Raw genomic sequence first — 22,723 nt, forward strand, 5'->3', positions numbered from 1 at the left:
AAAATATTTTACATAATCCCTATACTTGCCATAATGATGGATACTACAACGGCAATGGTTGGAATTAATAAGCCAACAAATGCGATATCTATATACGAATCTTTATGAGTTAATCCCGTTACAGCAAAAAGTGTGAGCAACGCACCGTTATGCGGGAGAATAGATGCCCCAGAGGCAACGGAAGCAATTCTGTGAAATGCTTCTGGATTCATTCCAGTTGCTTGTGCTAATTGATAGTATTGATCTCCTAAGGCTTCTAGAGCGATTCCCATTCCACCAGATGCAGAGCCTGTTATCATCGCCATTATTTGAATGGATAGAGCCTCTGAAATGAGCGGATTCCCTTTTATGCCAAGCAACATATCTGTTAAAGTTTCAAAGCCAGGGGCGGCAGTAACCACTGCTCCGAATCCAACGGCTGCACTTGTATTGATAATTGCCATGACAGACCCTGCAGCACCGCTGTTAATCGCTTTGATAAAGCCTTTAAATTTTTTGATGTTAAAGATCATAATGGCAAGCGTTCCAACTATCAAAGAAGGAATGATATCCCACTTCAACCCATTTAATGTGACCACCACAATCACTAATGGGATGAAAGATAGAATCCAATTTGGCAATTCCTCTTCTTTAATTTTCTTCACTTCTTTCCCATTACTTGGTTCATCAAAGGTGTCCCCAGACTTTGTCAGTCTACCTTCTCTCCATTTAAGATAAAAATATCCTCCCACAGCCATAATAAGACCTGCGACAATTCCCATTATTGGGGCAGCTAATGGGGTTGTTTTAAAGTATGGAATGGGAATTAAATTTTGAATTTGTGGTGTTCCGGGAAGCGCAGTCATCGTAAATGTAAAGGCACCTAGCGCAAATGTTCCTGGCAACAGCTTTCTGGATATATCAGCCTCTCTAAACAGAGCAATGGCCAGAGGGTAAATCGCAAAAACCACTACGAATAGACTAACACCACCATAGGTTAAAACCGCTGCGGCTATGAGCACTCCTAGTATGGCGCGTTTTTTCCCGAGCACCTTTGTAATTTTGTATGCTACTGCTTGCGCTGCACCCGTGTCTTCCATCAGCTTCCCAAAAATAGCTCCTAATAAAAAAACAGGAAACCACTGTTTAGCAAAGTCAACGAATCCTGTCATATATGTATTGGTGTATGCAGGAAGTAGCTCTAGACCACTTAACAACGCAACCACAGCAGAGACAAGCGGCGCGATCCAAATGATGGACCAACCAAAGTAAGCAAGAACCATTAGTAGTACAAGACCAACGATAATACTTAACATAAATACCCTCCTTTATCTGGGAGAAAATGCAGATATGGAGTAGTATTTACTGTTAAAAAAGGGAATATGTACAAAAACAAAAAGCGCACACCATTGTGTACGCTTAATATTTTATTCATTGTATGGAATGAAGTTTGCTGCAATCGGCACATCTAGTTGCTCATTCAATATGATATTGCCAATCTTACCATTTTGTTCAGATTCAAATATTATCCCATTCATGTTAAATTCCTTCGCTACCATCATCATGGCCTCAAGTGCGAAAATGGTTTCCTCATTGTCTTCTAGTATGGAAGAATTGGCAAAAGTTATGATAACTACATTATCTTCTACTCTCACACCCTCGACTATGATGGAAGCTGGAATAGACGGTTCTACTCTACTGTAACTCGCTTGCTCAGGTACCGTTTTCATGGCATTGAGGGTATCTCCAATCGCCTTGTAATGCATTTGCGATGGTACTAATAAAGGTACCTCACCTACTTGATATTTATAGTACGCTCTTCTAGGAAGTGGTTCTATTAGAAGCGGTTCATTATAAACATGATTACCTATCTCTACATTCTTGGTAGAACCATTATTTGCTATCACAATTCGTTGATAGTTCCATCGGAATGTTTCCTTCAACTCCCGTTCAAAGGCCGTATTTTGCAGAGAAGATAAACCTTTGTTCATGCCTGCAATATCAATCACTGGACCTGAACTACCTCCTGATTGTTCGCTCACTTCTCCTCCATCATTCATCATAGGAGAAATTGTTCCATACCGATCGTAATCTATCTTTTTCCGCACATTATTTAATGCCTGTATATAGGTTGTGTCTTTTTCTTTTGGATGAATGACGGTGAGTGGAACTATGAAAGGACCATCTCCGTCTGTTTCAGCGGTAGAAACACCAACTGTGACCGTCATTTGTGTTGTATCATCTAAAGCGGTGACAAGAAACGTTTTTTCATCAGGTTGATTCATTTCCGCAGCGGCAAACTTCCCTTCTTTTTCGCCGTCACCTATAGAAGACTCTACTTCTTCCTCTTTATGTGTTGTTTCCATGGCTACGTTAGCATCTGCACTTTCCTCTTCTTCGCTCATCGTCGCCTTATCTTTTCCACTACTTTCATTAGTAGAATCAAAGCTAGTATTAGAGCCACTAAATCCTAAGTCTGTGTTCATTTGATTCATAAACATCGGTACCGCTATTGCTAAAAGCATTAAAGCTGCAACTAACGCGATCGATGGCATTATTTTTGATTTTTTTGGCATTCTTGTTATCTCTGGTTGAATGTTTCGATATATATCTTTTACTTCACGATCATCTTTTATTTTTGGCATTTGCCTTAATAGTTTCTCCACTTGCTCGTCGTCTTTATGACGCATTGCTGTTACCTCCTTTCTCTTGAAGCTCTTCCATAGACGTCTTTAATACCTTCAACGCTCGGTGTTGCGTTGTTTTCACCTTGCTTTCTGTCCAACCTAGGACACTTGCTGTTTCTTGAATAGATAAAGCCTGTATGTACCTCAGTACCAGCACTAGTCGATGATCGACCTTGCATTTATCGAGACATCGGTACATTTGTTGTACTTGCTCATTTTGTAAGGCAATTTCTTCTGGCAATGGAGAACTATCCTTTACCTGTTGTTTGTTCCAGTCAAAGGTCTCAAGTAGTTTGTTTTTCCATCCTTTTTGTTTACGGAAGGAATCGATTGCTACATGCTTTGCTATCGAAAAGAGCCAGGTTTTCTCGCTGCTTTTCCCTTCGAAACTATCATAAGAACGCAAAACCTTTATATAAACTTCTTGAACGAGGTCCTCCGCTTGCTCTTTATTATTCACCATATAAAACAAGAATTGGTATAGATCCTGGTGATATTTTTCATAGAGCTCTTGAAAAACGGTTTTCATCATTTCCCTCCGTTCATTTTATTAGTCGTATATTATAGTAAAAAAGTTACATTACAAATATATTAAAAAAATTACAATTTGAACAGCTATTTTTGGAAGGTTTTTCTTGTGCTTTTGTGACAAAATTCCTTTATTTTTCTCATTATAATAAAAGTTTTCTGCAGATTATAGGGGAATATGGTAGGATTTTCATGAAAAAGTCAGAAAAAACCGCCACATCAGGAGAGAGTGGCGGCATGATTAAGCTATTTTTTTGAAAAGCTTTCCATCTGAAAATTTGGTGTTTCTTCTTTTCTTTTCAACATAAACCCTGCTTTTGATTGCAGCAGTTTAGAGAGAATTGGGTAGAGCACGATAAAAAAGACGACATTTCCGACTGCATGATTAATATCAAAAGGTAGTCCTGCAAGATAATATGGCAAAAACGGTGCATTACCAACTACCATATTTTGAATAGCAAACACTACTCCGAATAGCAGCCCGCAAGCTCCTGCAAAAATCGAAAGCAGAAAGACAGGAATTTTTCTTTTCCACAACCCAAGCATGCCACTCATCAACCCAATGGCGGACCATGCAAAAATTTGTGTCAACGTCCACATTCCGCTACCAAGAACCAGATTGGAAGCAAAAGTGGTTCCAGCAGCTAACACAACCCCTGCAAAGGGCCCCATCCAAAAGGAACAAATAATGATGATTGCCGTTACAGGTTGGACATTAGGAATGGAGGCAAATGCAATTCTTCCTACTACACAAAGTGCAATTAGCATTCCAAGCAGCGCAATTTTTTTTGTTGCCATTTTTACTCCACCTTTGTGTAGGTAAAATGAACTTCGTCGTTCTCCTCTAATATGTGCTCATTGGCTCCAACCATTAAGTCTTCCCCGTTTACTTTAATATGCCAGTAATAATCTGATTCTTCTTCAGAACCCTTCCCATCTATTCCAACAATAAAACCGCCGCCAAACCCTGTTGTAAGGTCAAAATTACGGTCCATCACATCCATCAAGGACTCGCCTTCTTCAAACTCCATGCTGTCTTCACTTATCACTTCACCATCTTCATCTGTGAGTGTAATTTTAGTAGAAAGAGAACTTTCCTCCGATTGAGACTGATTTTCTGATGGTGCAGCATTATTTGTATTTGTATTTGTTTCGTTTGTTGTCTCAGAACAACCTCCAAGTACCAAAAGTAGTGCTGCAAATAAACTAATCCAAGCTTTTTTCATGTGTCATTTCCCCTTTATGTAATGGTGTAACAGCAAATAAAAAACCCCATCCAACGACGTCGGATGAGGAAAAAAGCGGCATAATAAGCAATGCTAACAAAAAGAATATGCCGTTTCTCCTCTCAACCCCCGAAGCATTGAAACTGTTCATGGTATAACTGGCAGGTCTACTGACTCATGCTTCCTCCTACTTTGAGCCTTCCCATATGGGGACCGTTAATTACAGCCCATTCATACAGTGGTCATCTCATTTCGTCCACATTTACAGTTGCGGGGACAGTTTTGGCTTTTCACCAAATTCCCTTTTAAGTCACCGAAGTGACACCAATTACTCATTTGCTATTCAATTTTATTCTTTTTCATATTACAAGATATTCCTGCTAGTGACAAGAGAATGTTTCATAGAAAACAAGATTTTTCGCTATCTATCCCCAAGCTCCTTCATTTTTCACAGGGAATAAACAGAGAAAATGTCGTACCTTCACCTAATTTGGAATGAACGGTAATATTTCCTTTATGTGCTTCAATGATGTTTTTCACAATAGCTAGGCCAAGACCGGTTCCTGCTCTTCCTCTAGTTCGGGCTTTATCTGCTTTATAAAAACGTTCAAAAACAAATGGAAGATCCTCAGAAGGTATACCCTGTCCAGAATCTTTCACATCAATTTTCACACCATGCGTTAAAACTTTTACTTTGATCAAAATACTGCCGCCATCTTCAGTATGACGAATTGCATTGTCAACTAGGTTGGTCATTACCTGCTCCATACGGTCAACATCTATCTCTATTTCCCGTGATCCATCCATTTCTGTTTGAAGACGTATGGACTTTTCCTTTGCTAACCCTTGAAACTTTCTAGAGATTTTTTCTATGAACCAGACCAAATCGACGTTTTCATAGTTTAGAGAATGATGACCGGCTTCCATTCGCGCAAGATCTAATAGGTCATTGACAAGCCTGCCCATTCGTAAAGACTCATCATAAATGACGGAGGCAAGCTCTTTTTTCTCTTCGGCAGTTTCCGCGATATCATCTACAATTGCTTCACTATATCCTTGAAGCATTGCTATTGGTGTACGTAGCTCATGGGAAACATTAGCAATAAAGTCTTTTCGCAGTTTATCAAGTCTTCTTTCCTCTGTCATATCTCGGATAACTGCAACAGCTCCCCTGATATGTGTGTTCGTATAAAGCGGACTCATCACAATAACCCATGTTCGCCCTTGATAGGTTAACTCGATGCTTTGTTCTTTCTCAACTGAAACTGCGCGCTGAAACATAGTCTTCACTTCTTCTGGGAGGTCTTCTCCACTAGCATTTCCTTCTTGATAAAACCAAGCCTGCAAGAATTTTTCTGCTGGGGGGTTTGTTACAAGGATTGTACCATCTTTACTTAAGGTAATAACACCATCTGCCATACTGCTAAGAATATTGGCTAAATGTTCTTTTTCTTGGTTCAGTGCATTAATATTGAACTTCAGCTGTCTACCCATCTGATTAAACGCCATTCCAAGCTCCCCTATTTCATCGGAGGTTAGTATTGGCACTTTCGTATCAAATTTTCCTCTTGCCACTTCAAATGCGGCTTCTCTCATGTTTCTAAGCGGTGCTGTTATTCTAGTTGATAAAAAGAACGCAAAAATGGTCGTAAGAAAAATAGCAAAGCCTGCTGCAAGTAAGATAAGCTTTGTCGTTTGTTTCGTTGTCTCTTTAATGGCAAGTAAGGATTGGTAAACAAAAACTGCTCCATCTTTTTCCTCATTTATGTGCAAAGGTATGCCAACCATCATAATTTCCCCTTGCATTTCATCTGTCGAATGTATTTCAGGAATATACGTTTTTTTCGTTACAATGGGTTGATCTTTAAAAACAAGAGATAGTTCTGGGTCATTTGTAAAAAAATCAGCTGGAAGATGACCTGTATCTCGATGAGGAGAATGTTCGAATTCATTCTTGTCCGTAAAAATAACGACCCTAGATACTTCGTCAACAAGTTCCCATGCAATCGACTTAGAGATTTCAATATTATCGTGCTGCTCCATAATAAGGGAGATTTTTTTTGCCGTTTGTGTAAGATCCTTTTCTGCTTCTTGAACATGAAAGTTTTCAAAAAACTCTAGTAGAAGGATTGTTAAAACAAACAAGACAAATGAAACTAATAGCAAAACAGTAATCCAAAGCTTACCAACAACACTTCTCCAAATCATGATTCATTGCCAACCTCGAATTTATAACCCACACCCCAAACCGTCACAATCATTTTGGATGCAGGTTCAGATACTTTATTGAGCTTCTCACGCAGGCGTTTTACATGAGTGTCCACTGTCCGTAAATCGCCAAAGAATTCATATTGCCACACTTCTTTTAATAGTTGTTCTCTGTCAAAAACCTTATCAGGGGATTTTGCAAGAAAATAGAGAAGCTCGTATTCTTTTGGAGTAAGATTGACTTCTTTCCCATCGGATGTGACTCGGTGTGCATCATTATCAATCGTCAAGTGTGGAAAAACAATAACATCCTTCGTGGTTGTATCGGTAGACAAAAATGTTGTACTAGAAGAACGTCGTAACAGCGCTTTCACCCGTAAGACAACCTCTCTTGGACTAAACGGTTTTACTATGTAATCATCTGTACCTACTTCAAAGCCTTGAACGCGATTTGTTTCTTCGCCCTTGGCCGTAAGCATGATAATCGGAGTCGCTTTCTTTTCCCTGATTTCCCTACACACTTCCATTCCATCCATACCTGGCATCATAATATCTAGTAGAATAACATCATATTCATTTTCCAATGCAAGCTCTAGAGCTGTATGCCCATTGTCAGCTTCCTCAATCGAATAGTTTTCTCTTTCTAAATACATTTTTAGAAGTCTTCGGATACGATCCTCATCATCTACTACAAGTATTTTCACTTCATTTCCCATTGCATTATGCCCCTTTCTCTCTTTTATCTGTAGGAAAAGCCTTCACAACACTGTGAAGGCTTTATTTTGTTACATTGCGTATGAATGAAGGCCAGCGATAATTAAGTTGACCCCAATCAGATTAAATAGAATAATGGCAAAGCCGATAAGAGTCAACCAAGCTGACTTCTCACCCTCCCATCCTTTTGACAGACGGAGGTGAAGATAGGCAGCATAGAACAGCCACGTGATGAATGCCCAAACCTCTTTTGGATCCCAGGCCCAAAATCTCGACCAGGCAAGCTGTGCCCAAATCGCTGCAAAAATTAGTCCTCCAAGCGTAAAAACAGGAAACCCGATGGTTACTGCACGGTATCCAATTTCGTCCACTAAATCTAAATTTACTTTTTTCACACTTGGCTTTAATGCTTGTCCAATAGGTTTTCTCAAAATAAGGCGAAGCAAGAGATAAATTAGCGCTCCGCTTAATAACGACCAAATGACGGTATTTAATTTTATGGTGTTCACCCAAGGTGAGAGATTAACCAATGAGTCCATTCTTCCATCAGTTAAAAGAGCACCTTCATTAGGACCAACCAGCGGAGGCATGAGGTATTCTACTGTTGCTTCTGCCCCTTTTTTGTCTATATAAGAAAATTCAGCTTGGTAATCTACTGCACCAAAACCAAGAGAAACCGTAATAAAGCCTAAGAAGGAGATAAGTACATAAAGCGTAAATTCCACCCAAAACGGTTTTTGTCCTTTTTTACTATAATCTACCACTTTCACCAAATAAATTAAACCCGCTGCAAAGCTAACAGATAAAATAGCAATTCCAAGGGCAACGGTAGATACATGAATCGCCAGCCAGTGGCTTTGCAGTGCAGGGATTAACGGTGTGATTTCACTTGGAAACATTGCCGCATAGGCGATTAATAATAAGGCGATTGGCAGGGTAAACACACCAAGTGTACTTGTTTTATAAATAAAATAGATTACAATAAAGGCTAATACCATCATCATGCCAAAGAATGTAGTAAATTCAAATAAATTACTTACAGGAGCATGTCCACCAGCAATCCATCTTGTTATAAAATAGCCCAACTGAGCAATAAAACCTAAAATAGTTAACGATATAGCTATTTTGGCTGCTTTACTACCTTGCTTTGCTTTTATCGATCCGCCAAAGAAGGCCGTTCCTATCAGATACAGGATAAACGCTGCATACAGCAAATTCCCACTAAGCTCTGCCATTATTAAACCTCCTCCTTCTTCCTTTTCTCTTGTTTCTCCTCTTCCACTTGATCAACAGGAACAGAAATGGTTGTTTGTTCCAACGCTTTGTTTATATCATTCTTCAGGCCGAACCAGTTTTTATTGGTATGACCTGCAACCCAAATTTCATTTCCTTGTTTTCGAATCCATACTCTTCGATGGTTCCAGTACATCCCTTGGATTACACCAATCATAAATATTGCTCCACCTGTTCCGAGAATCCATAATGTTAGGTCTCTACGAACCGTTAAGCCTGATACGTTCCTGGTATCTACACCAGCAAAGCTCATTTTATACTCATTCGTCCCATTTGGTTCAATATTTTGTCGGATGGCGACAAGTGCAATCTCTCCTTCAGGAGTGTCTGGCGTAATCATTCGGAAAACAAATGCAGGATTATCAGGTATTCTTGTTTTCGTTCTTGGCTCCCCATTTACTAACTCAAAGTCAGGAAAATAGTTTAGAAGTTCCACGGAGTTTCCATTACCAAGATCATAGGTGCTTTCAGGATTCAGCAAATCCACTGTAAGATTGCCAACGCTCTCACCAGTTTCTTTGTTATCCAAGTTAAAAGACATACTCTTAAACTCGTTTAACTTATAGTCTACTTGATACAGGGCATAGTAGTTATGCTTTAATGGCTGATTCACTTTGATGGCATGGTCTTTTATTTTTTTCAACTCTGGCTCAGCACCAACAATATACTCATCTTCTCTTTCATAAAGAACGGCATTGGTTTGGAAGTTACTAGCAATAGACCCTTCCCCAGCGTTTGAAATTGCTTGATTAAACACATCATCGGAGTTCTCAGAATCATAGGTTTCAAATATAAAACCTTCATTCTTAACATAGTATTGACCATCTGTACCAGGAATAAGCCTTGTTTCCCCCTCACGTACCCAGACTACTTCATCTACATACATTCCAGGGAAAAACCGTAGCATCGCACCGATTAAGAAAATAATAATTCCAATATGATTGACATACGGGCCCCAGCGCGAGAATCGATACTTCTCAGCTAACAGGTTGCCGTTTTCCTCACGAACCTTATATTTTCTTTTTAGGAGACCTTGCTTAGCAAATTCTATTTGCTTTTCGATATCTGCAGGTGCATCCGTTACTCCAAAAACACGCTGACGTTTCATAAAACTTTCGTGTCTTGTTACACGTTGCGTTTGTAACGATTTGCGCAATGGAATAAAACGGTCCAGACTAGCAATGACTAAGGAAATTCCTAGTGCTGCTATTAACAGCATGTACCACCATGAGCCATATAAGTCGTGAAATCCGAATGTATAGTACATTTTCCCAACAAATCCATATTCCTGCTCGTAATAGATATTTGCAGGAATTTGTTGATTTATAAAATCATTTTGAGGAAAAATAGTCCCAATGGACGAAGTGGCTAATATTAAAAAAATAATCCAAATTCCTACTTTTACAGAAGAGAAGAAATTCCACACTTTATCTATGATCGTTGTGTTGTATGTTTGTGACCTCCGTGCACTACCTTCATATTTCATATCCAGAAGCTTTTCATCACTCTGTTCGTTTTCTGTCGGTTTTCCGCAGGCTTCACAAAGGATCGTACCTTCTGGGTTCAGGTGTCCACATTCACATGTCAGTTCCTTCATAAATAAAACTCCCTACTAGTCAGGTTTGATACTTTCCATGAACGCTTGTATTTCGGCATCTGATAACTCTCCAGAACTCTTTTTCACAACCGTTCCATTTTCATCTAATAAGATCGTTGTCGGCAGCGGCATAATTCCATACGCTTGTCTTACCTGATCTCTTTTATCCATTGGTATTGGAAAGGATAATCCATGACGATCTCTGAATCTTTCTACTGCAAGGTTGGTTTCTTGGATATTAACGGCGATAATCTCTACACCCTGATCCTTATATTTCTGATATTGGCTTTCCATAAATGGCATTTCACGTTCACACGGCTTACACCATGTTCCCCAGAAGTTTAAAAACACGCCTTTTCCTTCATAGTCGGAAAGCATGATTTCATTTCCTTCAAGGTCCGTTAACACAAAATTTGGAGCCTTCTCTCCTACCTCGACAATCTCTTTTGATTGAAAGAAGTTTATGTACATGGTATAGCCTATTGCAGCCAACATGATGACTAAAATTACCGATCGCATCACTAAACGTTGCTTTTTTTTCATCCTCATCTCTCCTAAAACTGAGACATTTCATCCTTGTTATTATAACATTTACTACTTTTCGCTTAGATTATAGATTATGAAGGTTTTGTGACACCCAACAAAAGCGCAATGCGCCCGCTTTGCGACGTACAAACTTTGTCTAGTTGCAGCGGCTAGCTCCTCGAGTCATAAGCCATCTTTACTCCGTAGGCAAGTACAGCCTCCTGCAAAAAGCTGTCTTATGCTTGTCGGAGCTAAACGAGCCGCTTCACTTTTCGTGGCACTGAGCCGTATGAGATAAAGAAAACACGAAGAGCGTTAGCTTTTTCGTGTTGCCTTATCGTAAGGAGGCGAGGGAAGTTTGCTAGTCGCTGGCGCATGGAGCTGGACGCTGCTACCATGAGTATTTCTAAAGAACAAAAGCGCAATGCGCCCGTTTTGCGACGTACAAACTTTGTCTAGTTGCTGGCGCATGAAGTTGCACGTTGCTTCCATACCATAAGTACTCAAAAAAGAACAAAAGCGGAAGCTGCTTATTAAGCTTCCTCCGCATCTGCATTATTTCGTTTTTGTTGCCATTACTCGCAATTGCTTCACTTCATGAGGAGTGAGTTCCCTAGCATCTCCTGCAGATAAACCTTGTAACGTTAGGAATCCATAACGCTCCCGCTTTAGTTTCATCACGCGATGACCAATGGCTTCAAACATACGACGAACCTGGCGATTTCGTCCTTCATGAATGGTCATTTCAAATATGGAAGTGTTTTTCTTCTTATCATGAGAAATGAGCTTGATTTTAGCTGGAGCTGTTTTTCCATCTTCAAGCTTAATTCCCTTTTCAAGTTTTTTAATCGCTTCCTTAGTTGGAAAACCTTCTAGTTTTGCAACGTACACTTTTTCCACTTCAGATTTAGGGTGCATAAGTGTATTTGCAAACTCGCCATCATTGGTCATTAGAAGCAGGCCGGATGTATCATAATCAAGACGACCAACCGGATAAATTCGTTCTTCAATATAAGGGAAGAAATCTGTGACAACTTTTCTTCCTTTATCATCACTCACACTTGAGATAACTCCTCGTGGCTTGTAGAGCATAAAATAGACAGGTTCTTCCCTTTCAATAGGAACTCCTTCTACTTCAATTTTGTCATTTGGACCTACTTTAACTCCTAGCTCACGAACCTGTTTATCGTTCACTTTTACTTTTCCTTCAGTTATTAATTCTTCTGCTTTTCTTCTAGATGCTATTCCTGCATGTGCTATTACTTTTTGTAGCCGTTCCATCTCTTTCACCTCATCAACATCTTACCTGACTTTATAATAAAAATCCAAGATTGCTCTATTTTTATGTTTGCCAATAATCACAATCTCTAATTATACAGGTTATTCGCTAAAATGAATAGTTTGGGTTCATGTAAAAAAACCGGGAGATAATTCCCCCGGTTTTTTACCTTATAGTGCAAAAAAGAAAGTAACAACTACTATTGACACGATAATTCCGACTACATCTGCTAGTAAGCCAACCTTCAGTGCATCACCCATTTTCTTAATGCCTACAGCCCCGAAATAGACAGTAATCACATAAAGTGTTGTATCTGTACTTCCCTGGAGGACTGATGCAAGTCTTCCCATGAAGGAATCTGGTCCGTATGTAGCGATAATATCCGAGGTCATCCCAAGTGCTGCTGTCCCAGATATGGGTCTGATGATGGATAAGGGAACAATTTCAGCAGGAATTCCAATTGCATTCATGAATGGACGAACAAATTCTACTAAAAAATCAAGTGCACCTGATGCACGAAAAATCGAAATTGCGACAAGCATTCCAACTAAAAATGGAATAATGGATATAGATATACGAATTCCTTCTTTGCCTCCCTCCACAAACATCTCGTAGGTTGGAACTTTTTTGAAGGTGGCATAAAGAAGGATAAAACCAATCAAGACAGGAATTAACCAGAGTGAGATGAGCGAAATTAGTTGCATCCTTTACCTCCTTCTGGCCATTCTTCGATAATAGAATAGCCGGTCGATGGAAATAGCGGCTATCGTGGAACAAAGCGTAGCAACTAATGTTGGACCAACAATTTCAGTTGGAGAAACAGAGCCATAATTCATCCTAATTGCGATGACGGTTGTTGGAATCAGTGTGATGCTAGAAGTGTTGATTGCTAGGAATGTAATCATCGAGCGACTCGCCTCTATCTTTCCTCCGTTTAGCTCGCGAAGCTGTTCCATAGCCTTTATTCCCATTGGCGTTGCAGCATTGCCAAGTCCAAACATATTGGCAATCATATTTGAAAGCATATATCCCATTGCCGGATGATCTGGAGGCACCTCAGGAAAAACTCTTCTCACTATGGGTTTAAACAATATAGCAATCTTCTCTAATAATCCTGCTTCTTGTGCAATTCTCATCAACCCTAACCAAAAAACAAGAATGCTAATAAAGCCAATACAAATAGTCACAGCTTCTTTCGCCCCAGAAAAAATGGCTTCATTCACTTTATCCATCGTACCATTGATCATCGCAAAGATAATCCCTATGACAGTCATGATTACCCATATGATATTTACCATGGAAGTTTTCCTGCCCCAATGAAAAAGAGGTTTTTAAACATACTCCAAAACCCGCCATCATCTTTTACATTCTTTTCATAATAGATTGGTGTCTCGACTACCGCTTCATCTTGCACGATGAGCGTATACTCGCCAACAATTTTAGGAATGTACTCTTCGTTCTCCCATTTACTCTGAGGTTTCACTAGCGTAATTTTTATTCGCACATTTTCTCTTTCTTTCATCGTCATTGGATATTTTATATCTCGGGCAAGACTGACTTTGTTTTTGTAGAACTTATCTGTTATGTCTTGTAGCTTACCTTTTTCTGCCACGTCATAGAGCTTATAATCTACAAATGCGCGATTAAACATAAAAATATGGTCTTTCCAATCATCCGGTCCATTTAAAGTAACTGCAATGACATCCAGTCCTTCTTTAGAGGCAGTAGTGATGAGGGTCCTTTTTGCACGTTTTGTATAGCCGGTCTTACCTCCTGTCGCATAATCATACATTCCTGTAACAAGCCTGTGCTTATTGGTCCAGCTTCTATCCCATGATTCCCCTGGAGCCGCTGGTGCGCGATATACTTTCGTGCCTGCTATCTCCCTAAATTTCTCGTTTTGCATGGCGTATCTTGTGATGAGCGCCATATCATAAGCGGTCGAATAATGCTCTTCATGATCATCCAATCCATGAGGATTCGCAAAAACTGTGTTTGTCATACCTAGTTCCGCTGCTTTTTCATTCATCATAAAAACAAAGCCTTCTAAACTACCACCTACATGTTCCGCAATCGCTACTGCAGAATCATTCCCAGAACGGAGCATCAAACCGTAGACTAGATGCTCTAGCTTTATCTTTTCTCCAGGCTTTAAGTAAATGGAGGACCCTTCTGCCTTTATTGCCCGTTCGCTTACGGTGACAATACTATCCATTTTCCCGGATTCTACTGCAAGGATTGCGGTCATAACTTTCGTGATACTTGCTATTCTTTCTTTGTCATGTGCATTTTTTTCATAGATAATTCTGCCGCTTTCCTGTTCAATCAAAACCGCATTTCGCGCACTCACACCTATGGGTTCTGCGTTTAGAGAGGAAGGTAAAGTGATATTTATAAACAGCACCATCACTATGATGATACTAATCTTTATCTGTTCTCGCGCCATCCAATCCCATCCCTTACCTATTTTTGTACAAGTCTATGCAGATGCTTGGCCAAAATATGAATGGTTTTTGGTAAGGCTAAAGCACAAAAAAAAGAAAGAGTCCAGACTCTCTCCCTTTACCATGGCTTCCATTTTAATTTACTTGCCTCCTGAAAACGCTTTTCGACGTCTTTCCAGTTCACAATATTCCACCATTTATTAATATAATCTCTGCGATTGTTTTTGTATTGAAGATAGTAGGCATGTTCCCAAACATCCAACCCAAGTAAGGGAATGGTGTCCCATTGAGTAAAGAGCTGTTGCTTTTCTGTTTGTAAGATTTCTAAACGGTGGGAGCGTGGTGACCATACAAGCAATGCCCAGCCAACTCCTTCCACCTTATCCGCCGCTTCCGTAAAATGCTGCTTAAACTTATCATAGCTGCCAAAGTCCTGAACGATTTGCTTCATGAAGCTACCACTAGGTTTTCCTCCGCCACTTGGTGACATATTGCCCCAAAACATGGTGTGTAAATAATGGCCTGATCCATGGAAAGCTGCTTCTCTCTCCCAATGCTTAATAATATCAAAGTTGCCAGTCTCTCTTGCCTCCAGCATTTTTCGTTCGGCTTTATTTAAGCCATCCACATAGCTTTGATGATGCTTGAGGTGATGCAGTTCCATAATTTCACTACTTATATAAGGCTCCAGTGCATTGTATGGATAAGGTAGTGGGGGAAGGGTGTGCTGTCCAATTGGAACTCTGCCATTACTCGGTCGTATGTTACTATTATTCATTCTTTCGACTGCATCCTTCATCCACTTCTCCAGCTCATGGACATCAGATTCATGAATAAAGGCTGCTTGCAGAAGCTCTTGAGTGCTTCGTAAAATATTTCTAATTTCATCTATCCAGTGTTGTCGATTTTTTAAGGCACTAGGCTTGGCTTTTGTTAATAGATCCAGACACCATTCTTCTACTTCCAATAAATACTCCTTAAAAATTTGTTGATTTTTATTGATCATGATTCAGTTCCTCCCCCTTTTCCTTCATCGTAATATCTTATGCTGAAAAAAAATAGAAAAGGACAAAAAAAGAAGCACCATTCTTATAATAAGAATGGTGCTTTTTACATCAATTACTTTGGATAATTTTTGTACGATAATCTGTTTCGTAATATTCTAGTTCTTCTCGAATTGCCTGAAACTCTCCTTCTAGTCCACGAATGATGGTCTTTAAGGATTCAGGTGGCGCATGATGGAATTGAATAGAGTTTTTTCCAGTATAAGCGGAACGGCTATCTTCATACCAAGCATCGTTTCTTGGTGCAAAAAACTCCTCGATGCATTGATGATAAATGGTATACAACACTTTTTCTGCAGCAGATTTTCGGAATGGTTCACCCTTAAGTATCACCTGACAAGCATTTAAGCCCTCATCACAAAACACAGTAAGTCTGCGAATATTCAACAACAATAGCTCTACATAATCCTTTTTACAAGAGGACCCTTCCATTAGGGAGGATAAAGTCGTCTCATTCAAGAATTGGTTCAGTTGATTTACCGTTGTTCCTAAAAAACTTTCCACTTGTTCTGTTTGAGATTTTACAATCGTATTTGCCATTTGAAATATGAACCTCCAACTATTAAATATTTTCATCTTTTGCTTGCTACTAGAATACGTTAGCCTTGTCGAAAGTATTACCATTCTACATTGAATTAGGCGGAAGATGGTTCTAAAAACTGCAATGGATCCTTTAGATGAACCTCTCCTTTTGTATGAAGAGATTCCAGCAACTCTTGCAGCTTTTGCATGGAAACTCCTTCAAAAAAACGAGCCAGCTCTTCCTTCGTATTTATGTAGAGGCGTTTTCTGTCGCGGAAAGCAGGATTCTTTATTAAGCATGTTACGGCAACAATGTCTCGAAAGAAAATAGAGAATTCTCCCATGTTAAATAAGGGATTTACTTTTCCAGACAGAGAAGGAATAAACTCCCCAAATGTCTCGTCAAAGTAGCGAATATATAAGACGTGGAAGGTTTTCTTTTTGCCGTCCATTTCAAAGGTTACCTCAGAGCGGTTAAAAAAGTCCTCCGATGTATTAGATTGTGCTTTTTCTAATTCATACCCTTTTGCTTCTACTATTCTCAATAAGGTCACTCCTTCTGACAACCTGTTAGCCAACTTTGGTTCAAGTATTTCTTACTATTTTACCATAACCTTACGAAATAGTCTTAAGATTCAAAGGTTTCTTGAAACTTTTCAAAAAACAAATCAGCCTCATCATCTCCATCTTCTAGAGAATCTGATAAAGGAGGAAGCTCTTTAATATCTTTTAAACCAAAGTAATCGAGAAATTCCTTAGTTGTTCCATAAAGGATTGCTCTTCCTGTCCCTTCTGCCCGACCAACCTCTTTAATGAGTGCTTTGGCAGATAAGGTTTGCAGAGGCCGTTCACTTTTTACCCCGCGAATACTTTCCACTTCTGTTCTAGTAATCGGTTGTTTATAGGCTACTATCGCCAACGTTTCAAGAGCAGCTTGTGATAAGGTTTGTGTACTTGGGGATTCCACCAGCCTTTTTAAATACAACGCATGCTCTTTTTTCGTTGTCAGTTGATAGGCTCCTGCTAGTTCTATTATGGTTATTCCCCTGTTACTATTTTCATAATCCTTTTTTAGTTCAGTAAGAATATCCAGGACTACAGACTCATCTACTTCCAGAACAAGAGAGAGCTGTTTAAGGGATAATCCTTCGTCTCCTGCTGCAAAAAGCAGGCTTTCAATAATGGCTGTCCAATTAATAATATCCAAGCTCTTCATCTCCTCCCTCTTTGTAGCTAACATAGATATCTGAAAAATTATTTTCCTGATCAAGTTGGATGTGATTTTTTTTCAACAGTTCCAATACAGCTAAAAAAGTAACGACAATGTATTCTCTTGTTGAATCTGGAAAAAGGTCATAGAAATGTTTTCTGCCTCTATGCATTTTCAAATCAGATAGCAGCTCTTCCATTCTCCGTTCAATCGGTATTTCTTGTCTTGTTATCCTAGTTTGAAGGGGTTTTTGAAATTTTTTTCTGCGCATCAGTTTTTGAAGGGCTCCTAGCATATCATACAAAGACACATCTAGCTGTATTTCCTCAGGAGCTACCTCCTTCATAAGTCCACTCAAATCACTTGGAGCCTTCGTGAACAGCTGACTTCGCTCCTCTTCCAACTCTTTCAAATCATCAGCTGCTTCTTTATATTTTCGATACTCTATTAACCGCTTCATCAATTCTTCTCTAGGATCCTCTTCATAATCTCCGAACTCTCCGTCATCTTCTATCATCTCTTCATGCTTTGGCAACAGCATCTTACTTTTAATTTCAATAAGCGTTGCTGCCATAACCAGATATTCACTAGCTACATCTAGTTGAAGCTCTTTCATGGTATGTATATAGATTAAATACTGCTCTGTTATTTGAGAAACTGGGATATCATATATGTCAATTTCAAGTCTATTAATCAAATGTAACAATAAATCCAATGGACCTTCAAAGGCCTCAATTTTCACATTATATTCCTGCACGATCATTCATCCACCTAACATATTCATCAAACTATAAAATAGTATAGAGTATTCGGGCATTATTTTATAGACTTTTCACGATTATGTTAAAATATTGTTAGCAAAAGTTAAAAGAGAGGGGGATTATTATGTACCCAAAAGCTTACCTTGATTATTTGTATCATTTTCATTGTGATCGGGATTACTTTGAATGCCATGAAGTACTTGAGGAATATTGGAAGGAAAAAGCGGTGGAGGAACGGGAAATCCATTGGGTTGGCCTTATACAAATTGCAGTGGGATTGTATCATCATCGAAGGAGCAATTTCAATGGTGCCAAGAAAATGCTGTTAAATGCTAGGGCAATCACCAAAAAAACAACAGGTAAGTTAGAGGCACTCGGGCTTGATAGCTGTAAACTTATTAATTTATTGGATGAAAGAATAAAAGCTATCCAACAAATGAAGCCTTATACGAGCATGAATCTGCCAATTTCGAGTTCCGAGCTTCAAATAAGCTGCGAGAGACTGGCAACTAACAAGAATTTCGTTTGGGGCACTAAGAGTAACCTTGCGGATGAAAGCTTGATTCACCGGCACTCTCTTCGTGACCGAACGGATGTCATTCATGAACGACAGCGACAATTAGCCTTGAAAAAAAACAGAAATGTGGAATAAAAAAACGACGTGAACCATGTAACATGGGCACGTCGTTTTTACTTTATTCTTGACAAGCTTCTGCATCTAAATCACATTTTTCAATAAACGCTGTTGTATATTGCGTCGTTTTTACTGCTTTGTTTGGATAGGTTTCTGTGAGAGCAATCACCATTTTTTTACCGAATCCCTGCCCTCGATGTGAAGGCATTACACTAATATGCTGAATAGTAAAGCTTTCAGACTCCAGTTCAATGCCAATCAGGCCAATAATGTCCTCTTCCTTCCAGAAGAATAGCTGCCAGTTTTCTTTCTCTTCGTAGTCTTTCATGGATTGCTGTAGCTTCTTCAAATCTTTTTCCGTTGGCATAAAAGACATGAGGCCCATCGCAATTTTTTCCAAGCTCTTCTTATAACGAATTAACATATTTAACCCCTCATTATTGAAAAACTTTCAACAGTAATAGTATAAGGAAACCGTATTGAAACGTTCCAAATTGAAAGATTTCCATGCTCTTAAATATACATTCTATCCAATCAGAGTAGTAAAGTACACCCTTTTAAAACAAATCTTAAAATTCACGCAAAAGGTTTGCCATTTCTATTGCAGCCACAGCAGCTTCCCAACCCTTATTTCCTGCCTTTGTTCCAGCTCTTTCAATTGCCTGTTCAATCGTTTCTGTTGTTAATACACCAAAGATAACGGGAATGCCTGAAGTCATGGAAGCTTGGGAAACCCCTTTTGCAGCTTCATTACATACATAATCGAAGTGAGGCGTGGATCCACGAATAACAGTACCAAGTGTGATGACTGCGTCGTATTTTCCAGAGTCCGCCATTCTTTTTGCAACAAGTGGAATTTCAAATGCTCCAGGTACCCATGCAACCTCTACATTGTCTTCCTCTACTCCATGTCGTCTAAGAGCATCCTCTGCACCACCTAGTAGCTTTCCTGTAATAAATTCATTAAATCTCCCAACTACTATTCCTACCTTCAGTCCTGTTCCAACTAAATTTCCTTCATAAATCTTTGCCATTTTGTCTCCTCCTTTAAAAGTGAAGCATATGTCCAAGCTTCGTACTTTTTGTTTTTAAGTAATGCTCATTTGCTTCTTTGGTAGGCATTTGCAGTGGAATTCTGTCCACCACTTCAAGGTCATAGCCTTTTAACCCCGTGATTTTACGCGGGTTATTGGTTAACAGCTTCATTTTTGAGATTCCAAGGTCCCGCAAAATTTGTGCCCCAATTCCATAATCTCTTAGGTCTGGCCCAAAGCCTAGCTTCTCATTCGCCTCCACTGTATCAAAGCCTTCTTCCTGCAGCTTGTATGCCCGCATTTTGTTTAACAAGCCAATGCCCCGTCCTTCCTGCCTCATATAAAGAAGAACGCCACTTCCAGCCTTTTCAATCTGCGCAAGCGCTGCATGAAGCTGCGGACCACAATCACAGCGATTCGAACCGAAAACATCGCCTGTTAAACATTCAGAATGGACCCGAACAATGGTTGGAGTGTCAGCTGTGATTTCCCCTTTCACCAAAGCAATATGCTCCTTACCATCAACAACATTCGAATACCCAAATGCTCTAAATTCTCCAAACTCAGTCGGCAGCTTGATTTCCACTTCTCTTTGTACAAGCTTATCTTTTCTGTTTCGATACTGAATAAGGTCTTTAATCGTAATCATCTTTAGGTCAAACTTTTCGGCAATTTTGCATAGCTCAGGTACTCTTGCCATCGAACCATCTTCGTTCATAATTTCACAGATTACTCCAGCAGGGAAAGAGCCACTCATTTGTGCAAGATCTACTGCAGCCTCTGTATGTCCAGCTCTGCGAAGGACTCCACCTTTTTTCGCTACTAGAGGAAAAATATGTCCAGGACGCTTAAAATCCCCAGCCTTTGCAGTTGATGATAATAGCTCGAGGATGGTCTTAGATCGTTCAAAGGCGGAGATACCAGTCGTCGTAGAGATGTGATCGATACTTACAGTAAAAGCTGTACCATGAGAGTCTGTATTGTGATTTACCATCGGCACTAGTTCCAGCCTATCAGCAGTCTCTTCCTGAACAGGAACACAAATTAACCCTCTGCCATGTGTTGCCATAAAATTCACCACTTCTGGTGTTGCCTTTTCAGCCAGTGCAACAAAATCCCCTTCATTTTCTCTGTCTTCATCATCACATACAATGATTACGTTTCCCTGCCTTAATTCAGATAAAGCTTCCTCAATTGTATTAAAAATAGAATCCAATGTTCTCACCGCCCTTATTTGTATCCGTGCTCTTCTAAAAATGACGAGGTTAAACCAGACTTTTTAGCTGGTGTGTTATTTTGCTGTTTTAACAAATGATCCATATATTTTGCCAACATATCTACTTCTAAATTAACTATATCGCCTTTCCCTTTTTCACCTAAAATGGTTTCATTTAAGGTGTGAGGTATGAGAGAAATGGTAAATGAATCATCAGCTGAACCAAAAATAGTCAGACTTGTACCGTCTACCGTCACCGATCCCTTATACATTAGATATCTGGTTAAGTTTTCGTCTACAGCTATTGTGTAATAAACCGCATTCGAAACATGCTTTTTATCTATGATTTTGCCAGTTCCATCTACATGACCACTAACAAAATGGCCCCCAAATCTTCCGTTAGCAAGCATAGCTCTCTCTAGATTCACGTTACTTCCAGTTTTTAGGAAAGCTAGTGACGTTGCTTTCACTGTTTCTGGCATCACATCGACCGTAAACTTGCTAACGGTGAATGAAGTTACCGTTAAGCACACTCCGTTAACAGCAATGCTATCGCCAAGCTTTACATCTTCCAGTATTTTTTTTGCCTCCACTTCCAGGATGATCGCTTGGTCCCCGCGGATAATCTGTTTAATAGTTCCTATTTCTTCTATAATTCCAGTAAACATTTCGCCTTACTCCTCCCCTTTTTTTGGGACGGAAACGATTTTTAAGTCCTCACCAATTTTAGAAAATTCTTTCACCTCTAGGTTTAACACCTCAGACATAGTTTCAAAGCCCTTACCAGCAATCATAGTTGGTGCTTCCTTTCCACCGATAAGCTTTGGAGCAAGATACGTGATAACTTGATTCATAGCATTCGCTTTCAGAAAGCTTCCATTCACTGTTGCCCCACCTTCTACAAACAATGATGTTACACCTAGCTCTCCAAGCAAGTTGAGCATCTCGTTTACATTAATTGTTTCCGTTGGCAACGAGTGAATTTGGACGCTGTTATGTTCCTTTAATACTTTTAATTTTTCATTGTCTGGATTACATCCTGTAATGATCCAAGTATCAGCTTGCCCATCTGTTAGCACATTTGAGTGGATAGGAATTCTAAGACTTGTATCAAGGATAACCCTTATTGGATTTTTCCCACCGCTTGGCAGTCTTGTAGTCAGACTTGGGTTGTCTTTTATTACAGTCTCGACTCCAACAAGGATTGCATCATGCTTATGGCGGTAATGATGAACATCAAGTCTAGCATCAGGTCCAGTTATCCACTTGCTTTCACCAGAATAAGTGGCAGTTTTTCCATCGAGGCTTGCTGCTGTTTTTAATGTAACAAAGGGTGTGTTTGTTTTTATGTAATGAAAAAACACCTCATTTAAGGCCAACGCCTTTTCCTGACAAACTCCCACTACTGTCTCAATACCAGCATCCTGAAGCTTTTTAATCCCCTCTCCTGCGACAAGTGGATTCGGGTCAACCGAAGCAATCACCACGCGTTTTACTCTCGACTCTATTAAAAGATTGGAGCATGGTGGAGTTTTGCCAAAATGGCTGCATGGCTCGAGCGTGACATATACTGTAGCACCTGAGGTTTTTTCTAATCCAGCCATTTTTATCGCCTGCACCTCAGCATGCGCTTCTCCTGCTTTCAAATGAGCACCAAAACCAACGATCTCCCCATGTTTTACTATTACCGCACCAACAACTGGATTGGGCGAGGTTTGCCCACTTACCCGCTTTGCAAGGTCAATTGCGAAGTCCATATAGTACTGATCATTCAAAGGATCGTTCCCCCCTTTCCTTAAGAT

25 protein-coding genes and 1 riboswitch are annotated in these 22,723 nt (G+C 39.6%); of the genes, 1 reads left to right on the top strand and 24 read right to left on the bottom strand.

From position 1 onward, the window contains the following. Window positions 1–8: 8 nt before the first annotated feature. From FIU87_RS12030 to FIU87_RS12120, 19 genes are all read right to left on the bottom strand, one after another. The gene (locus FIU87_RS12030) at window positions 9–1,295 is read right to left on the bottom strand and encodes a GntP family permease (protein ID WP_152444820.1); all 1,287 of its coding nucleotides are present in this window, start codon (window positions 1,293–1,295) and stop codon (window positions 9–11) included. Between the two features lie 111 nt (window positions 1,296–1,406). Further along, window positions 1,407–2,669, bottom strand: a complete 1,263-nt coding sequence (locus FIU87_RS12035; RefSeq protein WP_152444821.1) for a hypothetical protein — start codon at window positions 2,667–2,669, stop codon at window positions 1,407–1,409. After that, entirely contained in the window at window positions 2,659–3,195 is a 537-nt protein-coding gene (gene sigX / locus FIU87_RS12040; RefSeq protein WP_152446535.1) for an RNA polymerase sigma factor SigX, read from the bottom strand. Before sigX ends, FIU87_RS12035 begins: the two co-directional genes overlap by 11 nt. 245 nt (window positions 3,196–3,440) lie before the next feature. Continuing rightward, window positions 3,441–3,992, bottom strand: a complete 552-nt coding sequence (locus FIU87_RS12045; RefSeq protein ID WP_152444822.1) for an ECF transporter S component — start codon at window positions 3,990–3,992, stop codon at window positions 3,441–3,443. A 2-nt stretch (window positions 3,993–3,994) separates the two neighbouring features. After that, complete coding sequence (locus tag FIU87_RS12050; RefSeq protein WP_152444823.1) at window positions 3,995–4,420, bottom strand: DUF4430 domain-containing protein; 426 nt, start codon at window positions 4,418–4,420, stop codon at window positions 3,995–3,997. Between the two features lie 142 nt (window positions 4,421–4,562). After that, window positions 4,563–4,764: riboswitch (cobalamin riboswitch) on the bottom strand. A gap of 97 nt (window positions 4,765–4,861) precedes the next feature. Beyond that, complete coding sequence (locus tag FIU87_RS12055; protein WP_152444824.1) at window positions 4,862–6,631, bottom strand: ATP-binding protein; 1,770 nt, start codon at window positions 6,629–6,631, stop codon at window positions 4,862–4,864. Then, entirely contained in the window at window positions 6,625–7,344 is a 720-nt protein-coding gene (locus FIU87_RS12060; protein ID WP_152444825.1) for a response regulator transcription factor, read from the bottom strand. Before FIU87_RS12060 ends, FIU87_RS12055 begins: the two co-directional genes overlap by 7 nt. A 69-nt stretch (window positions 7,345–7,413) precedes the next feature. After that, window positions 7,414–8,577 carry a c-type cytochrome biogenesis protein CcsB gene (ccsB, locus tag FIU87_RS12065; RefSeq protein WP_152444826.1) on the bottom strand — a complete coding sequence of 388 codons (1,164 nt, stop codon included), beginning with the start codon at window positions 8,575–8,577 and terminating at the stop codon, window positions 7,414–7,416. Window positions 8,578–8,579: 2 nt separating this feature from the next. Beyond that, window positions 8,580–10,232, bottom strand: coding sequence for a cytochrome c biogenesis protein ResB (locus FIU87_RS12070; RefSeq protein WP_152444827.1), 1,653 nt, complete (start codon window positions 10,230–10,232; stop codon window positions 8,580–8,582). A 15-nt stretch (window positions 10,233–10,247) separates the two neighbouring features. Beyond that, complete coding sequence (resA, locus tag FIU87_RS12075) at window positions 10,248–10,775, bottom strand: thiol-disulfide oxidoreductase ResA (RefSeq protein ID WP_152444828.1); 528 nt, start codon at window positions 10,773–10,775, stop codon at window positions 10,248–10,250. 537 nt (window positions 10,776–11,312) lie between these two features. Then, complete coding sequence (gene rluB / locus FIU87_RS12080) at window positions 11,313–12,038, bottom strand: 23S rRNA pseudouridine(2605) synthase RluB (protein WP_152444829.1); 726 nt, start codon at window positions 12,036–12,038, stop codon at window positions 11,313–11,315. A gap of 168 nt (window positions 12,039–12,206) precedes the next feature. After that, a complete protein-coding gene (locus FIU87_RS12085) occupies window positions 12,207–12,740 on the bottom strand; it encodes a spore maturation protein (protein WP_152444830.1) in 534 nt (177 codons plus the stop codon). Window positions 12,741–12,743: 3 nt separating this feature from the next. Then, window positions 12,744–13,334 carry a nucleoside recognition domain-containing protein gene (locus FIU87_RS12090; RefSeq protein ID WP_152444831.1) on the bottom strand — a complete coding sequence of 197 codons (591 nt, stop codon included), beginning with the start codon at window positions 13,332–13,334 and terminating at the stop codon, window positions 12,744–12,746. Next, window positions 13,328–14,482, bottom strand: a complete 1,155-nt coding sequence (locus tag FIU87_RS12095) for a D-alanyl-D-alanine carboxypeptidase family protein (RefSeq protein WP_152444832.1) — start codon at window positions 14,480–14,482, stop codon at window positions 13,328–13,330. The genes FIU87_RS12090 and FIU87_RS12095 overlap by 7 nt, the downstream gene beginning before the upstream one ends. Window positions 14,483–14,598: 116 nt before the next feature. Then, window positions 14,599–15,486, bottom strand: coding sequence for a superoxide dismutase (locus tag FIU87_RS12100; protein WP_152444833.1), 888 nt, complete (start codon window positions 15,484–15,486; stop codon window positions 14,599–14,601). A 109-nt stretch (window positions 15,487–15,595) separates the two neighbouring features. After that, window positions 15,596–16,084, bottom strand: coding sequence for a YpuI family protein (locus FIU87_RS12105; RefSeq protein ID WP_152444834.1), 489 nt, complete (start codon window positions 16,082–16,084; stop codon window positions 15,596–15,598). Between the two features lie 95 nt (window positions 16,085–16,179). Continuing rightward, window positions 16,180–16,611 carry a hypothetical protein gene (locus FIU87_RS12110; protein WP_152444835.1) on the bottom strand — a complete coding sequence of 144 codons (432 nt, stop codon included), beginning with the start codon at window positions 16,609–16,611 and terminating at the stop codon, window positions 16,180–16,182. Window positions 16,612–16,694: 83 nt separating this feature from the next. After that, window positions 16,695–17,273, bottom strand: a complete 579-nt coding sequence (gene scpB / locus FIU87_RS12115) for an SMC-Scp complex subunit ScpB (RefSeq protein WP_152446536.1) — start codon at window positions 17,271–17,273, stop codon at window positions 16,695–16,697. Then, the gene (locus FIU87_RS12120) at window positions 17,260–18,039 is read right to left on the bottom strand and encodes a segregation/condensation protein A (protein WP_152444836.1); all 780 of its coding nucleotides are present in this window, start codon (window positions 18,037–18,039) and stop codon (window positions 17,260–17,262) included. The genes scpB and FIU87_RS12120 overlap by 14 nt, the downstream gene beginning before the upstream one ends. A gap of 122 nt (window positions 18,040–18,161) precedes the next feature. Here FIU87_RS12120 and FIU87_RS12125 point away from each other — a divergent pair, with 122 nt between their 5' ends. Next, window positions 18,162–18,689 carry a DUF309 domain-containing protein gene (locus tag FIU87_RS12125; RefSeq protein ID WP_152444837.1) on the top strand — a complete coding sequence of 176 codons (528 nt, stop codon included), beginning with the start codon at window positions 18,162–18,164 and terminating at the stop codon, window positions 18,687–18,689. Window positions 18,690–18,732: 43 nt separating this feature from the next. On the opposite strand, the gene FIU87_RS12130 is transcribed toward FIU87_RS12125, so the two are convergent. The 5 genes from FIU87_RS12130 to ribD form a co-directional block, all read right to left on the bottom strand. Beyond that, window positions 18,733–19,095, bottom strand: coding sequence for a GNAT family N-acetyltransferase (locus tag FIU87_RS12130; protein ID WP_152444838.1), 363 nt, complete (start codon window positions 19,093–19,095; stop codon window positions 18,733–18,735). A gap of 145 nt (window positions 19,096–19,240) precedes the next feature. Continuing rightward, window positions 19,241–19,705, bottom strand: coding sequence for a 6,7-dimethyl-8-ribityllumazine synthase (ribE, locus tag FIU87_RS12135; protein WP_152444839.1), 465 nt, complete (start codon window positions 19,703–19,705; stop codon window positions 19,241–19,243). Window positions 19,706–19,718: 13 nt separating this feature from the next. Further along, window positions 19,719–20,912: a bifunctional 3,4-dihydroxy-2-butanone-4-phosphate synthase/GTP cyclohydrolase II gene (locus FIU87_RS12140; protein ID WP_152446537.1), complete on the bottom strand. Its 1,194-nt coding sequence runs from the start codon at window positions 20,910–20,912 to the stop codon at window positions 19,719–19,721. 23 nt (window positions 20,913–20,935) lie between these two features. Next, window positions 20,936–21,589 (bottom strand): riboflavin synthase, encoded by a 654-nt coding sequence (gene ribE / locus FIU87_RS12145; protein WP_152444840.1) that lies wholly within the window; start codon window positions 21,587–21,589, stop codon window positions 20,936–20,938. 6 nt (window positions 21,590–21,595) lie between these two features. Then, entirely contained in the window at window positions 21,596–22,696 is a 1,101-nt protein-coding gene (ribD, locus tag FIU87_RS12150; RefSeq protein WP_152444841.1) for a bifunctional diaminohydroxyphosphoribosylaminopyrimidine deaminase/5-amino-6-(5-phosphoribosylamino)uracil reductase RibD, read from the bottom strand. Between the last annotated feature and the right edge of the window lie 27 nt (window positions 22,697–22,723).

It is taken from the genome of Bacillus sp. THAF10, assembly GCF_009363695.1.
Taxonomy (GTDB): Bacteria; Bacillota; Bacilli; order Bacillales; family Bacillaceae_I; genus Sutcliffiella_A.

Bases quoted from the DNA above. Each gene is read 5' to 3' on its own strand.
- FIU87_RS12130 (WP_152444838.1), bottom strand. From the start codon at position 19,095: ATGTTAATTCGTTATAAGAAGAGCTTGGAAAAAATTGCGATGGGCCTC.
- FIU87_RS12030 (WP_152444820.1), bottom strand. From the start codon at position 1,295: ATGTTAAGTATTATCGTTGGTCTTGTACTACTAATGGTTCTTGCTTAC.
- sigX (WP_152446535.1), bottom strand. From the start codon at position 3,195: ATGAAAACCGTTTTTCAAGAGCTCTATGAAAAATATCACCAGGATCTA.
- ccsB (WP_152444826.1), bottom strand. From the start codon at position 8,577: ATGGCAGAGCTTAGTGGGAATTTGCTGTATGCAGCGTTTATCCTGTAT.
- FIU87_RS12105 (WP_152444834.1), bottom strand. From the start codon at position 16,084: ATGGCAAATACGATTGTAAAATCTCAAACAGAACAAGTGGAAAGTTTT.
- FIU87_RS12070 (WP_152444827.1), bottom strand. From the start codon at position 10,232: ATGAAGGAACTGACATGTGAATGTGGACACCTGAACCCAGAAGGTACG.
- FIU87_RS12035 (WP_152444821.1), bottom strand. From the start codon at position 2,669: ATGCGTCATAAAGACGACGAGCAAGTGGAGAAACTATTAAGGCAAATG.
- ribE (WP_152444840.1), bottom strand. From the start codon at position 21,589: ATGTTTACTGGAATTATAGAAGAAATAGGAACTATTAAACAGATTATC.
- FIU87_RS12120 (WP_152444836.1), bottom strand. From the start codon at position 18,039: ATGATCGTGCAGGAATATAATGTGAAAATTGAGGCCTTTGAAGGTCCA.
- FIU87_RS12060 (WP_152444825.1), bottom strand. From the start codon at position 7,344: ATGGGAAATGAAGTGAAAATACTTGTAGTAGATGATGAGGATCGTATC.
- FIU87_RS12045 (WP_152444822.1), bottom strand. From the start codon at position 3,992: ATGGCAACAAAAAAAATTGCGCTGCTTGGAATGCTAATTGCACTTTGT.
- FIU87_RS12095 (WP_152444832.1), bottom strand. From the start codon at position 14,482: ATGGCGCGAGAACAGATAAAGATTAGTATCATCATAGTGATGGTGCTG.
- FIU87_RS12085 (WP_152444830.1), bottom strand. From the start codon at position 12,740: ATGCAACTAATTTCGCTCATCTCACTCTGGTTAATTCCTGTCTTGATT.
- FIU87_RS12100 (WP_152444833.1), bottom strand. From the start codon at position 15,486: ATGATCAATAAAAATCAACAAATTTTTAAGGAGTATTTATTGGAAGTA.
- FIU87_RS12090 (WP_152444831.1), bottom strand. From the start codon at position 13,334: ATGGTAAATATCATATGGGTAATCATGACTGTCATAGGGATTATCTTT.
- rluB (WP_152444829.1), bottom strand. From the start codon at position 12,038: ATGGAACGGCTACAAAAAGTAATAGCACATGCAGGAATAGCATCTAGA.
- FIU87_RS12050 (WP_152444823.1), bottom strand. From the start codon at position 4,420: ATGAAAAAAGCTTGGATTAGTTTATTTGCAGCACTACTTTTGGTACTT.
- resA (WP_152444828.1), bottom strand. From the start codon at position 10,775: ATGAAAAAAAAGCAACGTTTAGTGATGCGATCGGTAATTTTAGTCATC.
- ribE (WP_152444839.1), bottom strand. From the start codon at position 19,705: ATGGCAAAGATTTATGAAGGAAATTTAGTTGGAACAGGACTGAAGGTA.
- FIU87_RS12125 (WP_152444837.1), top strand. From the start codon at position 18,162: ATGTACCCAAAAGCTTACCTTGATTATTTGTATCATTTTCATTGTGAT.